A 14,374-nucleotide genomic window follows, 5' to 3' on the forward strand; every position below is an offset into this window, starting at 1 on the left:
GTGGTGGTCCACCTCCCGGCCCATTCGCTGCTTTTGCTTCATGTCAGCCTGTTCGAAGGCGGCGAGATCGAAGATGGGGAAGGCGGACATGAGACGCTCCGGAATGCTGGCGGAGCAGAATGTGCAGCCTCCGCAACGGCTTGTCCAGCCGTGATGAATAAAGTGCGGAGTGATCGGGTAGCGCCGGGCAATGGTCGACATTGCAACGCGATGATCGACCGGCCGTTGCGGCAATGAAGAACGATCGAACAAAGCGAGGGCTGTCAAAACCTCGCTCCTCTGGAAAGATCACTTCGCCTTCACCGGCATCCAGATCTCGAAACCGCCTTCGCCGGTCGCGGGATTGAACGATCGGCCATAATATTCGATCATCGGCTTCTCGTCGGCGACATAGGCCGATTGCGGCAGCCAGGTCATCCAGATCGTCGCGATGGTCGGCCGGATCAGTGTGATGTGGCCGGGCTGGCGGAACATCGCATAGGTCGCAGCCGGGATGGTGCGCGACGTCAATTCCCTAGGCAGGTCGGCAGCACTGGAGACTTCGATTCCGCACATATATTCACAGCCATCCTCCTCGCTATAAGAAAGCGAGGCACCATAGGCGGCGTGCTCCACGCCGTTCTGGATATGGGTATGCCAGGCGTTGAATTTCTCCCAAAGCGAGGGAATGCCGCCGATGTCCTTCGTGGCGAAGGTCTGCACCAGTCCTGCGAGCAGGATGGATTTGCGAGCTTCGATTTTCGGTTCGGCCAGTTTGATGTCGGGGGTGGCGTCCATGATCAGGGGCTCCGTCAGGTCAAGGTTTTCGTGGCTTCGGGCGTCGCGCACGCTTTCCGGCGTCACGCCGAAATGCTCGCGGAACGCCCGCGTGAAGGCTTCATGCGATCCATAGCCGGCATCGAGTGCCAGGCTCAGGATGTCGGGAACACCAAGCGCAAGCACACGCGCCGCTTCGGAAAGCCGCCGCGCCCGCTGGTAGCGCATCAGCGATTGGCCCGTGGCCGAGGTGAAAGCGCGCGTCATGTACGACGCGGTCACGCCCGCGCAACCGGCAATGCTGTCGAGCGTCATCGGCCTGCGGAGATTGCTTTCAACCTGCCAGATAGCTTTCTCGATGATGTTCATGCGCCGCCTTTCGTGTTCCGACGGGGAGAGAATTAGCCCGGTGAAACAGGGGCCGCTTGACCGTTCTTGCACTCAGGTCAGGATTTTTCGTTCTTGGACGGAAAATACTCGTGGCCGCAGACGCGATCCTCGTCAGCGTTAAAATGTCACTGCTCAAATAATTGGCAAAATGATCCTGCGCGGCAGACTACGCGTCTGCCTGATATAATATCAGCGACGACCCGTGCGGCAATCTCCGAGACGTCGTCAAAGAAGCTGTTTCCGCTCGCGTGAGCCGAGCTTGATCAGTAGAGCAGCCGGGTGGGGCGCTGGACGCTATAGTGCTGGCCGCTCTGCATATGATGGCAATCGACGCCCCGGGCGCAATCGGAGATCAGCTTTTCCAAAGGCGGCGACTGTACGCAATATCTCTCGCCTGACTGCTCGTAATGGCAAAGCAGCCCGCCATTGTGCCGATGGACGATATAGTCCGCGGCCGAGGCGCCGGCAGGCAAAACCAGGGCGATCAGGAATGCATATTTGAACACCAGCGAAATCCCTCTCAAAACTTTCGCGGAACCATACTTCGGAATTCTTTCAATTGCAAAGCCCCGCCGCCCAGGCGGGGAAATTTCGGCTCTCTGCTTCACGACTTCCCTCGATACATGCCGTCGTCAGTCGCATGTTCCTGCGGACCGGGTGATCATGCCTCGCGCTCGGCCATCGCCTCGAACGCCATCGCCGCCTGCGAGTGATAGTGCTCCTTGTGACGCAATAGATAAAAGGGGCGCGGGAGCACTGGCCAGTCTACTTCGACCAGCAGGCCGCCGCGTAGCGCTGCGGTCGCTGCACTGCGTGATGCGAGCGTCGCGCCGATGCCTGTGCGGACGGCGACCAGCACGGCTTCGTTGGTGGGGAGCACCAGCGGAATATCGAGCACGGCGCGATCGATGTCGTGCCTTTGCGTCAGCGTCTCGAAGGCAAGCCTGGTGCCGGAGCCCGGCTCGCGCAGCACCCAGGCCGTCTTCGTCAGATCGACGTCATCCCGGGGAAGAGTGGCCCAGACGTGGCTGGGCGCGACGACGATGATCATTTCGTCCGTGTCGACAATGCGCGAGGAGATGACCGGCCGATCGACCAGGCCTTCGACGATGGCAATCTCGCAATGACCAGCCTCGATCGCATCCGCCACTTCCTCGGTATTGCCGATATGAATATCGAGCGATATCCCGGGATAGGCGGTGTGATAGCGCACCAGGCGCGGCGGCAGCCAATAGCCGCCCACGGTCTGGCTCGCCCGGATTGAAAGTTCGCCGCGCTTCAGGCCGGCAAGATCGTTGAGCAGCGCTTCGGCGACGCGAGAGCGCGTCAGCACGGCTCGGGCTTCGTCGAGAAAGGCCCGGCCGGTCTGGTTAAGCACGATCGAGCGGCCGACGCGATCGAAGAGTTTCACCCCGTGGCGGCTCTCAAGCGCGTTGATCGCGGCGCTGACGGCCGATGGCGTCATGTTGAGCCGCTCGGCCGCACGGGTGATGTGGCTTTCAGAGGCGACTTCGATGAAGATGCGGAGTTGGTCAAGGGTCATGGTCGATCATGGCAAAATCGTCCAATTTTGTCGAATGATTTGCTTGCTATTGGTCGACGACCCGATTTGATATCTGTTGAATGATGGCAGCGGTCAATAGGGCGGATGCCTGCCCCACTTGCAGGCAATGATGCAGAAAGCGGCTCGATGACACGCTAACCCGCCAAACGCCGCAGCTTTGGCCACATTCATTTGCCATTCATTGTTGTTTCGCTAAATAGGGGTCAAGTTAAGTATTGTCACGGGACACGTGAAACCGATGATAACGAGAATAATAGCGTCGCTGGTCGGCGTGGCGTTGATGGTGACATCCGCCGCCGCGCAAGACTATCCAGACGACGACGACATGCCCCCGGACGCCGTGCCGATACGGCGCATGCACCAGGGCGATGGGATTCCCATCGGCCGTGTGCAGCCCGATGATGATGGCCTGCCGGTCGGTCGCATGCAGCCGGATGATGGCATCCCGCTCCGCCGCATGCAGGCCGAGGATGGCGTGCCCGTCGGCCGGATTCAGGGTGGCAACTGTCAGCGTGCGGTTCAGCAGGCGTTGCAGATGACCGGCGGCGAGCTTCTTTCCGTACGGCCTGCCCGCAATGGCAAGCCGATCTGTGCCGTCACTGTTCTGGTCATCAGTGCGAAGGGCCGGCCGCGCAAGGTGCGGCTCAGGGTGCCGATGGATTTCTGACCTGATTTGTGATCCTGGACAGTTTCAGCAAAGTTGGCACTGTGGTTTCGTCTGCGGACGTCCGGAACGAGTGTGAAGAGGCAGTGAGGAGAGGGCATGCGCATTTTAGTCGTCGAGGATGATCAGAACCTCAACCGGCAGATCACCGACACGCTGAAGGAAGCAGGCTATGTCGTCGATCAGGCTTTCGACGGCGAGGAAGGCCATTATCTCGGCGATTGCGAACCCTATGACGCCGTGGTCCTCGATATCGGCCTGCCGGAAATGGACGGCATCACCGTGCTCGAGAAATGGCGCGAGGCCGGCAAGAAAATGCCTGTGCTGATTCTGACGGCGCGCGACCGCTGGAGCGACAAGGTGGCCGGCATCGATGCCGGCGCAGACGACTATGTTACCAAACCGTTCCACATCGAGGAAGTGCAGGCGCGTCTGAGGGCCTTGATCCGCCGCGCCGCGGGCCACGCGACGTCCGAAATCATCTGTGGCCCGGTGAAGCTCGACACCAAGAGCTCCAAGGTCACCGTCAAAGGCGCGACGCTGAAACTCACTTCGCACGAGTTCCGGCTGCTTTCCTATCTCATGCACCATATGGGCCAGGTCGTGTCGCGCACGGAACTGGTCGAGCACATGTACGACCAGGACTTCGATCGCGATTCCAACACGATCGAGGTCTTCGTCGGCCGCCTGCGCAAGAAGATGGGCATCGACATGATCGAGACCGTGCGCGGGCTCGGCTATCGTATCCAGCCGCCTGCCAATGCTTAGAGAGCGGCTGAACTCCCTCACTGCCCGCATTCTCATCTATACCACGATCTGGTCGGCGGTCGGCGTGGTCATCATCGCCGTCGTGATTTCCACCCTCTATGAGCAGGGCGCCGAAAAGAGCCTGCACGACCTGCTGCGCGCCCAGCTGTTTTCCGCCATCAATTCGGTGTCGATCGATTCCTCGAGCCACAGGCTGACAGGCTCGCCGCAGATGAGCGAGCTCGGCTTCCAGCAGCCGGCCTCGGGCTGGTATTGGATCGTCCAGCCGGTCGGTGACTACAAGGCCGATCCGCTGACGTCGCCGAACTATTTCGGCGTGGCGGTGCCGTCCGTGACCAATGACGTGGCCCCCTTCAATTCACGCTTCGAACGCTATTATGCGACCGCCGACAGCGCCGGCAACCAGGTGCGTGTTGCCGAGGCCGAGATCAGCCTGGACGAAGAGCCGGCCGATGACATCGACCCGACCATGCCCAACAACAAGGAGCCTGTCTACCATATCGTCCGCTTCCGGATGATCGGCAATCACCGGGTCGTCGTCGAGGATGTCGCCGCATTCAACCGCAATCTCTACCTGGCGCTCGGTCTGTTCGGCGCCGGCTCGCTCGTGCTCAACATCATTATCGTCCTGCTTGGCCTGCAGCCCCTGGACCGCGTCCGCAACTCACTTGCCCGCATCCGCAATGGCGACGCCGAGCGGCTCGACGACGACCTGCCGCGCGAAATCCAGCCGCTTGCCCATGAGGTCAACGCGCTGATCGAGAGCAACAAGCGCGTGATGGAGCGCGCCCGCATGCAGGTCGGCAATCTTGCCCATTCGCTCAAGACGCCGATCGCCGTGCTGCTCAACGATTCCAGCCAGATGGCCGCGCCGCATGGCGATCTTGTCCGCAGCCAGGCGGAGATCATGCAGGGCCAGGTCCAGTCCTATCTCAACCGCGCCCGCATCGCCGCCCAGCGCGAGAGCATCCTGGCCCGCACCGAAGTCGAGCCGGTGCTGGAGCGGCTGGTGCGCGTGATGCGCAAGCTCAACCCCGACAAGACCTTTTCACTGGCGGTCAAAACCAGGGGTCTCAGGCTGGCGATGGAGGCGCAGGACCTCGAGGAGACGATCGGCAACCTCATCGACAATGCCAGCCGTTTCGCCAGGCGTAATATCCGTCTGACGGTGGCGGCGGCACCGGCCGCCACGCGTGGCACAGAGGTCTCGCGCAAGACCTGGGCTGTGCTGACAATCGAGGACGACGGCCCCGGACTCGAGCCTGACGAGATCAAGGAGGCCATGAAGCGCGGCAAGCGGCTCGACGAGAGCAAGCCCGGCACCGGCCTCGGTCTCTCCATCGTCTCGGAAATCATCTCAGAATATCAGGGCACATTCTCCCTGTCCCGGGCCGAAAGCGGTGGCTTGAAGGCGGAACTGGTGGTGCCTATGGTCGTTAATTAGCGTTGTTTGCGCGGGCAGGCTGTATAACGTAAACAGACGATATAATCTGTGAATCTTCCGTGCCATATTGCTGCCATGCCCGGACAGCAAGACGGGCACGGACGCGGTGAATGCCAATATTGTGAGATGATCCTGGGGGCGACCATTTCAAGTCGAATTAAACTCTCTCTAGCTCTGCTTATGTCGGCGCTCGCGGCCGGCTGCGCGACGACATCCGGCTCGACCAGGCTCGACAATACCGGCCAGCAAATCGCCGACAGCCAGGACGACGACAGCCAGCCGACGGATTCCGCCTTCTATATCCGGGCGCTGAATGGCGGCCTCGTGTCGCAGATCGCTGGTCTGAAGCTGTCGAAGAACGACAAGGCGCGGGCGCTGGAGGCGGAATATAAGGCGCTCGAAGCAACGCCGAGCGGCGACAAGGTCGTCTGGGACGGCGATGAGACGCATGGTGAAGTTGTCGCCGCTCCGCCATATCAGGTCGGCTCGCAGAACTGCCGCCAATATACGCATGCGGTCAGCGTCAACAGTGCCGCGCCGATGATGGCGCGCGGTGCCGCCTGCCGCAATGCGAATGGCAGTTGGACGCCGCTCTGACGCGCGCGGGATGGAAACCGATCCATGTTTCCACTTCTGCAGATTCCTTCCGCTGATTCTGGGCGAATCTATGCGGCTTATAGCCTCAAATTTCTGTTATTGTTGATCTCGCGCATTGGAATATGGGCAATGTTTGGGTAGAGGGACGGCATGTTCTGGTTTGTCGCTCTTGCCATGGCGGTGCTTGCCGCTCTTCTGATCTCGGCACCGCTCTTCCGGCCGCGGAAGGCCGATCCCGACTCGTCCAACGACGCCGAGGTCTATCGCGATCAGCTTTCCGAGGTCGATCGCGACGAGATGGCCGGCCTGATCGACGCCGACCAGGCCCGGCAGGCGCGCGCCGAGATCGCGCGCCGCCTGATCACCGCAAGCGAGCGCGGCGGCGAGGGGCTGTCGCGTGACCTGAAGCGACCGGCAGCGCTCATACTTGCGCTTTTCCTCTGTCTCATACTGCCGGCCGGCGGCTTTGCCATCTATCAGAGGATGGGCAGTCCCGCCGAGCCGGACGAGCCCTTGGCCGCACGGATGAAAAGCTCTGATCCGGACATCAACATCCTGATCGCCAAGACCGAGGACCATCTCGCTACCAACCCCACCGATGGCAGGGGTTGGGAGCTCCTCGCGCCGATCTACATGCGCCGCATGCGTGCCGACGATGCCGCCAATGCCTACCGCAATGCCATCAAATATCTTGGCGAAAATCCTGGGCTATGGGGCGCACTCGGTGAAGCTCTGACCGCCGGCGCGGACGGGCGCGTGAGCAAGGATGCGCGCACGGCGTTCGAAAAGGCACTTTCGCTCGATCCGAGCGACCCGCGCTCGCGCTTCTACGTGGCGCTCGCCGATGCCCAGGGTGGCGCGCTCGACAAAGCGCTCGCCGAATTCACTGCACTTGCCAAGGATTCGCCCGCGGATGCGCCGTGGCAGGGTGTCCTCAAGGCGCAGATCGATCAGATCACCGCGGCAAAGACCGCCAATGCAAAGGCGCCGGGCAATCCCGATGCCGCCGACATCGCCGCCGCATCGCAATTGAACGATCAGGACCGGATGCAGATGATCCGTACCATGGTCGAGACACTGGACGAACGGCTGAAGACCGACCCGAACAATTTCGAAGGCTGGATGCGACTGATCCGCTCCTATACCGTGCTCGGTCAACGGGACAAAGCCGCGGATGCGGTCAGGCGTGGCCTGAAGGCCTTCCCGGCAGACAGCGACAATGGCAGGGCGCTCGTGGCACTTGCCAGGCAACTGGGCGTTTCGATGGAGGCGACGACCGAATGACCCGCAAGCAGAAGCGTCTCTCCCTGATTGGCGGCGGTGTTGCCTTCCTGATGGCTGCGGTTCTGCTGGTGATGTTCGCCTTCAGCCAGTCGGTTGCCTATTTCTACGTGCCTTCCGATCTTGCCAAGGCGGCGCTGCCGGATGGTACGCGCATCCGGCTGGGCGGCATGGTCAAGCCTGGTTCCTGGAAGCGTGGCCAGGGCATGCATGAGAATTTCGAGGTCACCGACACCATCAACACGGTTTCCGTGACCTATACCGGCATCCTGCCGGACCTGTTCCGCGAAGGGCAGGGCGTCGTTGCCGAAGGCTTGATCAGCGGCAACCCGCCGGCTTTCAAGGCCGACACGGTGCTTGCCAAGCATGACGAGACCTATATGCCCAAGGACGTCGCCGACCGGCTGAAGCAGAAGGGCGTCAAGCTGGGCGGTCAGGAGGTGATCAAGTGATCGTCGAACTCGGCCATTTCCTACTGGCGCTGGCGCTGATCTCGGCGCTGGTGCAGGCGACCGTGCCGGCGCTGGGCGCCATGCGCAACGACAGCCGTCTGATGGAGCTCGCCTCGACCGGCGCGCTGACCACGTTCCTGTTGGTCGGTCTTTCCTATGCGGCGCTGACCTGGGCCTATGTCAGCTCGGATTTCTCTCTGGTGACCGTCTGGGAGAATTCGCATTCAAAAATGCCGCTGGTCTACAAGCTCTCCGGCGTCTGGGGCAATCACGAGGGATCGATGATGCTCTGGCTGCTGATCCTGGTTTTCTTTTCGGCCCTCGTCGCCGTCTTCGGCGGCAACCTGCCCAAGACCCTAAAGGCCAATGTCCTGGTCGTGCAGGCCTGGATCGCGGTTGCCTTCCTGCTCTTCATCCTGCTCACCTCCAATCCCTTCCTGCGCTCTTCCTCCATTCCCTCGCTGATACCGGCGCCGGCGGAGGGCCGCGATCTCAATCCGGTGCTGCAGGACCCGGGCCTCGCCATCCATCCGCCGCTGCTCTATCTCGGCTATGTCGGCTTTTCCGTCTGCTTTTCCTTTGCTGTCGCGGCCCTGATCGACGGCAAGATCGATGCCGCCTGGGCGCGCTGGGTGCGGCCCTGGACGCTGCTTGCCTGGATCTTCCTCACCTGCGGCATCGCCATGGGCTCCTACTGGGCCTATTACGAGCTCGGCTGGGGCGGCTGGTGGTTCTGGGACCCGGTGGAGAATGCCTCGTTCATGCCTTGGCTCGCCGGCACTGCGCTCCTTCATTCTGCTTTGGTCATGGAAAAGCGCGATGCGCTGAAGATCTGGACGGTGCTGCTCGCTATCCTGACCTTCTCGTTGTCCTTGCTCGGCACGTTCCTCGTGCGCTCAGGTGTGCTGACCTCGGTGCATTCTTTCGCATCCGATCCATCGCGCGGCATCTTCATCCTCTTCATTCTCGCGATCTTTATCGGCGGCGCTTTTTCGCTGTTTGCCTTCCGCGCCATGGCATTGGCGCCCGGCGGACTGTTTCAGCCCGTCTCGCGCGAGGGCTCGCTGGTTGTCAACAACCTGATCCTCGTCGTCGCCACGGGCGCGGTGCTGACCGGCACGCTTTATCCGTTGCTGCTGGAATCGCTCACCAACGAAAAAATCTCAGTTGGCCCGCCCTTCTTCAACATCGCCTTCGGCTGGCTGATGGTGCCACTGTTTATCGTGATGCCATTCGGGCCTCTGCTTGCCTGGAAACGCGGCGACATCACGGGTGCCGCGCGCAGGCTCCGCATCGCCTTCGTGCTTTCGCTTTCGCTGGCAATCATCGTCTGGAGCGTCGCCGGCAACGGGCCGATGCTGGCGATCATCGGCATGGCCGCTGGCCTCTGGCTGATCTTCGGTGCGGCAACCGATCTCTGGCACAGGGGTAATTTCGCCAAAGCCGGGATCCCGGGCGGCTTGCGGCGCATCGCCGGCCTGCCGCGCTCGGCGATCGGCACGGCGATCGCGCATGCCGGACTGGGCGTCAGCGTGCTCGGCGTAGTGATGGTCACCTCCTGGTCGATCGAGAACATTCTCGAAATGAAGCAGGGCGAAAAGACCGAAGTCGGCGCTTATACGGTGCGCTTCGATCGCGAGGTGCAGGATAAAGGGCCGAACTATCTCGAAGACGCCGCCGTCTTCACCATCCTGAAGGGCAATGCCGAAGTGGCGACCACCGAAAGCGCCAAACGCGTCTACACCGCGCGCCAATCCGCCACCACGGAAGCCGGCATCACCACATTTGGCCTGTCGCAGCTCTATCTCTCGGTCGGCGACAAGAGCGCCGATGGCAAACTGGTTGTGCGTATCTGGTGGAAGCCATGGATTCTCTGCGTCTGGGGTGGCGCCATCGTCATGGCGCTGGGCGGGCTCATCTCACTCTCCGATCGCCGACTGCGCGTCGGTGCGCCGTCGCGGCGTACCAAGACAGTGCCTGCGGAAACGAGCGCTTTCGGAGCGGCCGAATGAGGACGCTGCTGGCGATCATCTTCCTGTTGCTTGCAAGCCTGCCGGCCTACGCCGTCAATCCGGATGAGGTGCTCGCCGATCCGGCGCTCGAGGTGCGGGCGCGGGCTTTGTCGGCGCAATTGCGCTGCATGGTCTGCCAGAATCAGTCGATCGATGATTCGAATGCCGATCTCGCCCGTGATCTCCGGCTGCTCGTCCGCCAGCGCCTCAAGGATGGCGACACCGATCAGCAGGTCCTCGATTATCTGGTTTCACGTTATGGTGAATTCGTGCTGCTCAAGCCGCGGCTCAGCGAACATACGCTGCTGCTCTGGGGCATGCCGGTCTTCCTCGCCTTGGTAGGCGGGGTGATCATCGTGATTCAATTGAGCAAACGCCGGCGAACAGTGTCTGTCGCAGCACTCTCGAAAGAAGAGCAGGAAAAGCTCGACGCCATCCTGAAGCAATAGCTGGCAAGCGCTTCGTTTCGCATGTCTTTATCCCGAAACCGGTGGCCACTTTCGGGAGACATGCGTATTTCAGCACATTACGAAAAATTCATGTCCCGGAAAGGATGCCGCAAGGTGCGACATTTTAGAACTTTTCCATCCAGACGCGGTTCTTGACTGCACAAAGTTCCAATGGAAGGGAAGTGAAAATGACCGGTAAGATTGCCTCGCGCAAGTCGTTGATATCGATCCTCAAGGCCGGCACGATCGCCGGCGTTGCCGCCGCGGTGGTTGCCACCGGTGCGCCGCAGATGATGATCTCTGCCTTTGCCGCCCCCGTCGAAGTCAAGCAGGCCAACCAGGTTCCGAGCTTCGCCGATGTCGTCAGCGCCGTGACGCCTGCCGTCGTTTCGGTCCGAGTTTCCTCGCGCGCCACACCGGCTTCGAATGACGATGAAGATGGTTTCTTCGGCAATCCCGACTTCAATCAGCTGCCGGATAACCATCCTTTCAAGCGTTTCTTCAAGGAATTCGGCCAGAACCAGCAGGGCCAGCAAGGCGATGATGACCACTGGAAGAAATTCGGCAGCAACGGCAAGCCGCGCCTTCGTCCGACCTCACAGGGCTCCGGCTTCTTCATCTCCGAAGACGGCTATCTGGTGACCAACAACCACGTCGTCGAAGGTGGTGCTGCCTATACAGTGCTGCTCTCCGACGGCACCGAGCTCGACGCCAAGCTGATCGGCCACGACCCGCGCACCGACCTCGCCGTGCTGAAGGTCAATACCAATCGCAAGTTCACCTATGTGCAGTGGGCCGATGACAGCAAGGTCAGGGTCGGCGACTGGGTGGTCGCGGTCGGCAATCCGTTTGGCCTCGGCGGCACTGTGACGGCCGGTATCGTCTCTGCCCGCAGCCGTGATCTCGGTGGCGCCTATGATGACTATATCCAGGTCGACGCGGCCGTGAACCGCGGCAATTCCGGTGGTCCGAGCTTTAATCTGAACGGCGAAGTGATCGGCATCAACACTGCGATCTTCTCACCGAACGGCGCCAATGCCGGTATCGCCTTCGCCATTCCCGCTTCCGTCGCCAAGGACGTGGTTGCCAAGCTGATGAAGGGCGGTGACATCCATCGCGGTTGGCTCGGCGTCAAGATAGAGCCCGTGACCCAGGATGTCGCCGATTCGCTCGGCCTGCCGGAAGCAACCGGCGCGCTGGTCAACGAGCCGCAGGCTGGTTCTCCGGGCGAGAAGGCCGGCATCAAGGTCGGCGACGTTATCACTTCCGTCGATGGCCAAGCCGTCAAGGGCCCGAAGGAGCTGGCCCGCATGATCGGCTCGATGGATCCCGGCAAGACCGTCGATGTCACCCTCTGGCGCGGCGGCAAGTCGATGAACGTCAAGCTGACGCTCGGCACTCTGCCGGATGAGAACCAGATGGCCGACGCACAGTCGGGCCAGAACGCGCCGGATGACCAGCAGCAGTCGCAACAGCCGGATGACTCGCAGGTGGCCAAGACGCTCGACCAGCTTGGCCTCGAAGTTCAGCCGAGCGATGACGGCCACGGTGTGCAGGTGACCAGCGTCGACCCGAACTCGGATGCCGCCGACAAGGGCGTCAAGCCCGGCCAGAAGATCACCTCCGTCAACAATCAGGATGTGAATTCTGCCCGCGATATCCAGCGCCTGGTCCAGGCCGCCAGGAAGGATGGCCGCAAGAAGGCGCTCTTCCAGCTTGAAGACCAGACCGGCAACCGCTTCGTGGCACTCCCGATCGGCTGACCGACCGCTCACAAACCTATGAAAATCAAGGCCCTCTCCCTCAGCGGGAGGGGGCTTTCCGAAGGGATGTGTTCTCGCCTATGCTGCAGTCCATGAAGATTCTCATCATCGAAGACGATCTCGATGCCGCGAGCTATCTCGTGAAGGCATTTCGCGAGGCCGGCCATACGGTGGACCATGCGAGCGACGGCGAGAGCGGGCTCTTCATGGCATCCGAGAACAGTTACGACGTGCTGATCGTCGACCGCATGCTGCCGCGTCGCGACGGCCTGTCGGTGATCATCGAACTGCGCAAGAAGAATGTGAACACGCCGGTGCTGATCCTTTCCGCACTCGGCCAGGTCGACGACCGCGTCACGGGCCTGCGCGCCGGCGGCGACGACTATCTGCCCAAGCCTTATTCGTTCACGGAATTGCTCGCCCGCGTCGAAGTGCTCGGTCGCCGTCGTGGCATGCCCGAGCAGGACATGGTTTACAAGGTCGGCGATCTCGAACTCGACCGCCTGTCGCATGACGTCCGCCGCAGCGGCAAGGAAATCCTGCTGCAGCCGCGCGAATACCGCCTGCTCGAATATCTGATGAAGAATGCCGGCCAGGTGGTCACCCGCACCATGTTGCTCGAAAATGTCTGGGATTATCATTTCGACCCGCAAACCAATGTCATCGACGTGCATGTGTCGCGGTTGCGCTCCAAGATCGAGAAGGATTTCGACAAGCCGCTGCTCAGGACCATTCGTGGCGCAGGTTATATGATCAAGGACGACGCGTGATCCGATGGCGGTCCTGAGCTGGATCAACACCAGGCTTCTCAGTTCCCGTATCCAGACGCTTTACAAGAACACGGCCGTCCGCCTGTCCGCCGTCTATCTGTTGTTATTCTCCGCCTGCGCGGCGCTGCTCGTCTTCTACGTCACCTCGATATCCGAGTCCGAACTGCAGGCGCGGATGAAGGCCTCGATCTCCGACGAGATCGACGACCTCGACAGCGTCTATTCGCAAGGTGGGCTGGCGTCGCTCGTCAACCTGCTCGAGCGCCGCGCACACCAGCCGGGCGCCAACCTCTATGTCATTGCCGGCCCGAATGGCGAAATCCTTGCCGGCAACGTCGCAGCCCTTCAGCCCGGTGTACTCGACGAGGAGGGTTGGACGGACCGCCCCTTTCTCTATGAGCGCTTTGGCGAGAGCAAACGCGGCGGCAAACATGCGGCGATCGCGCATGTCTTCATCTTCGAGAACGGCATCCGGATTCTCGTCGGCCGCGATGTCGGCGAGCCGGAGAACGCGCGGCTCTTGGTCCGCCAGGCGCTGATGCTGGCGCTCGGCGTCATGGGCGTTGGTGCGCTGATCATCTGGTTTGCGATCGGCCGCAACGCGCTGCGCCGCATCGATCGCACGTCAGTCGCAGCGCAGAAGATCATGGATGGTGATCTTTCCGAACGCCTGCCGATCACCGGCGCCGGCGACGAGTTCGATCGGCTTGCCGTGTCGCTCAACGCCATGCTGGCGCGCATGGAGCGCCTGAATGAAGGGCTGCGGCAGGTCTCCGACAACATTGCCCACGATCTCAAGACCCCGCTGACGCGACTGCGCAACAAGGCGGAGAACGCGCTCGGCGGCGATCGCGATGCCCATGAATATCGCGGCGCCTTGGAAGAGGTGATTTCCGAGTCCGACCAGTTGATCCGTACCTTCAACGCGCTGCTGATGATCTCGCGCGTCGAGGCGGGCTCGGCTGCGGCGGAAATGTCCGACCTCGACCTGTCGGCGATCGTCGCTGAATTTGCGGAGCTTTACGAACCGGTCGCCGAGGAGGAAGGGCTCGAGCTGCGCCTTGCCATCGAACCCGACGTGGTGATCCGCGGAAATCGCGAACTCGTCGGCCAGGCGATCTTCAACCTGCTCGACAATGCGATCAAATATGGGGAAAATCCCGGCAACCCCGTCATTGAAATTTCCGTCGCCAAGACCGATACGCAAATCCGTCTCACCGTTGCCGACCACGGGTCGGGCGTGCCGGACGACAAGTACGAGGACGTCGTCAAGCGCTTCTATCGGCTGGACAAGAGCCGGTCCAAACCAGGCACCGGCCTCGGCCTGGCTCTGGTCGCCGCCGTCATGGAACTGCATGGCGGACGTATCGAGCTTCGCGCCACCGAGCCGGAGCAAAGCGAAAATCGAGGTCTTGCCGTCGATATGCTTTTCCCGCAGGAAAAGCCGTAAGGTAGACTTAGGCT

General features: G+C 61.4%; 15 protein-coding genes. 11 read left to right on the forward strand and 4 right to left on the reverse strand.

All coding sequences use genetic code 11. From position 1 onward, the window contains the following. From AC1D06_RS24125 to AC1D06_RS24140, 4 genes are all read right to left on the reverse strand, one after another. Positions 1-267, reverse strand: a 267-nt coding sequence (locus AC1D06_RS24125) for a hypothetical protein (protein ID WP_477988342.1), incomplete at its 3' end; no start/stop codon positions are given. A gap of 21 nt (positions 268-288) precedes the next feature. Beyond that, positions 289-1,125: an AraC family transcriptional regulator gene (locus AC1D06_RS24130; RefSeq protein WP_477988344.1), complete on the reverse strand. Its 837-nt coding sequence runs from the start codon at positions 1,123-1,125 to the stop codon at positions 289-291. Between the two features lie 284 nt (positions 1,126-1,409). Then, the gene (locus AC1D06_RS24135; RefSeq protein WP_477874398.1) at positions 1,410-1,652 is read right to left on the reverse strand and encodes a hypothetical protein; all 243 of its coding nucleotides are present in this window, start codon (positions 1,650-1,652) and stop codon (positions 1,410-1,412) included. Between the two features lie 155 nt (positions 1,653-1,807). Continuing rightward, positions 1,808-2,689: a LysR family transcriptional regulator gene (locus AC1D06_RS24140; protein ID WP_477874400.1), complete on the reverse strand. Its 882-nt coding sequence runs from the start codon at positions 2,687-2,689 to the stop codon at positions 1,808-1,810. A 259-nt stretch (positions 2,690-2,948) separates the two neighbouring features. On the opposite strand from AC1D06_RS24140, the gene AC1D06_RS24145 reads away from it, so the two are divergent. The 11 genes from AC1D06_RS24145 to AC1D06_RS24195 all read left to right on the forward strand — a co-directional run bounded on the left by AC1D06_RS24145 (position 2,949) and on the right by AC1D06_RS24195 (position 14,360). Then, on the forward strand, positions 2,949-3,377 hold the full coding sequence (locus AC1D06_RS24145) for a hypothetical protein (RefSeq protein WP_477988345.1): 429 nt from the start codon (positions 2,949-2,951) through the stop codon (positions 3,375-3,377). Between the two features lie 96 nt (positions 3,378-3,473). Next, entirely contained in the window at positions 3,474-4,142 is a 669-nt protein-coding gene (locus tag AC1D06_RS24150) for a response regulator transcription factor (protein ID WP_477874404.1), read from the forward strand. Beyond that, positions 4,135-5,586, forward strand: a complete 1,452-nt coding sequence (locus tag AC1D06_RS24155) for a sensor histidine kinase (protein ID WP_477988347.1) — start codon at positions 4,135-4,137, stop codon at positions 5,584-5,586. The genes AC1D06_RS24150 and AC1D06_RS24155 overlap by 8 nt, the downstream gene beginning before the upstream one ends. Positions 5,587-5,766: 180 nt before the next feature. Further along, complete coding sequence (locus tag AC1D06_RS24160) at positions 5,767-6,183, forward strand: hypothetical protein (RefSeq protein WP_477874408.1); 417 nt, start codon at positions 5,767-5,769, stop codon at positions 6,181-6,183. A 150-nt stretch (positions 6,184-6,333) separates the two neighbouring features. Beyond that, positions 6,334-7,467, forward strand: coding sequence for a c-type cytochrome biogenesis protein CcmI (ccmI, locus tag AC1D06_RS24165; RefSeq protein ID WP_477988349.1), 1,134 nt, complete (start codon positions 6,334-6,336; stop codon positions 7,465-7,467). Next, complete coding sequence (gene ccmE, locus AC1D06_RS24170) at positions 7,464-7,916, forward strand: cytochrome c maturation protein CcmE (RefSeq protein ID WP_477988350.1); 453 nt, start codon at positions 7,464-7,466, stop codon at positions 7,914-7,916. Before ccmI ends, ccmE begins: the two co-directional genes overlap by 4 nt. Next, a complete protein-coding gene (locus AC1D06_RS24175) occupies positions 7,913-9,928 on the forward strand; it encodes a heme lyase CcmF/NrfE family subunit (protein ID WP_477988352.1) in 2,016 nt (671 codons plus the stop codon). The genes ccmE and AC1D06_RS24175 overlap by 4 nt, the downstream gene beginning before the upstream one ends. Then, a complete protein-coding gene (locus AC1D06_RS24180; protein ID WP_477988353.1) occupies positions 9,925-10,377 on the forward strand; it encodes a cytochrome c-type biogenesis protein in 453 nt (150 codons plus the stop codon). The genes AC1D06_RS24175 and AC1D06_RS24180 overlap by 4 nt, the downstream gene beginning before the upstream one ends. A gap of 188 nt (positions 10,378-10,565) precedes the next feature. Next, positions 10,566-12,140 (forward strand): Do family serine endopeptidase, encoded by a 1,575-nt coding sequence (locus AC1D06_RS24185; protein ID WP_477874418.1) that lies wholly within the window; start codon positions 10,566-10,568, stop codon positions 12,138-12,140. Between the two features lie 80 nt (positions 12,141-12,220). Further along, positions 12,221-12,910: a response regulator transcription factor gene (locus tag AC1D06_RS24190; RefSeq protein WP_477874420.1), complete on the forward strand. Its 690-nt coding sequence runs from the start codon at positions 12,221-12,223 to the stop codon at positions 12,908-12,910. 4 nt (positions 12,911-12,914) lie between these two features. Next, a complete protein-coding gene (locus AC1D06_RS24195; protein WP_477988355.1) occupies positions 12,915-14,360 on the forward strand; it encodes a sensor histidine kinase in 1,446 nt (481 codons plus the stop codon). Positions 14,361-14,374 lie beyond the last annotated feature (14 nt).

The sequence above is a fragment of the Rhizobium sp. P2_G2 genome, from assembly GCF_056403555.1.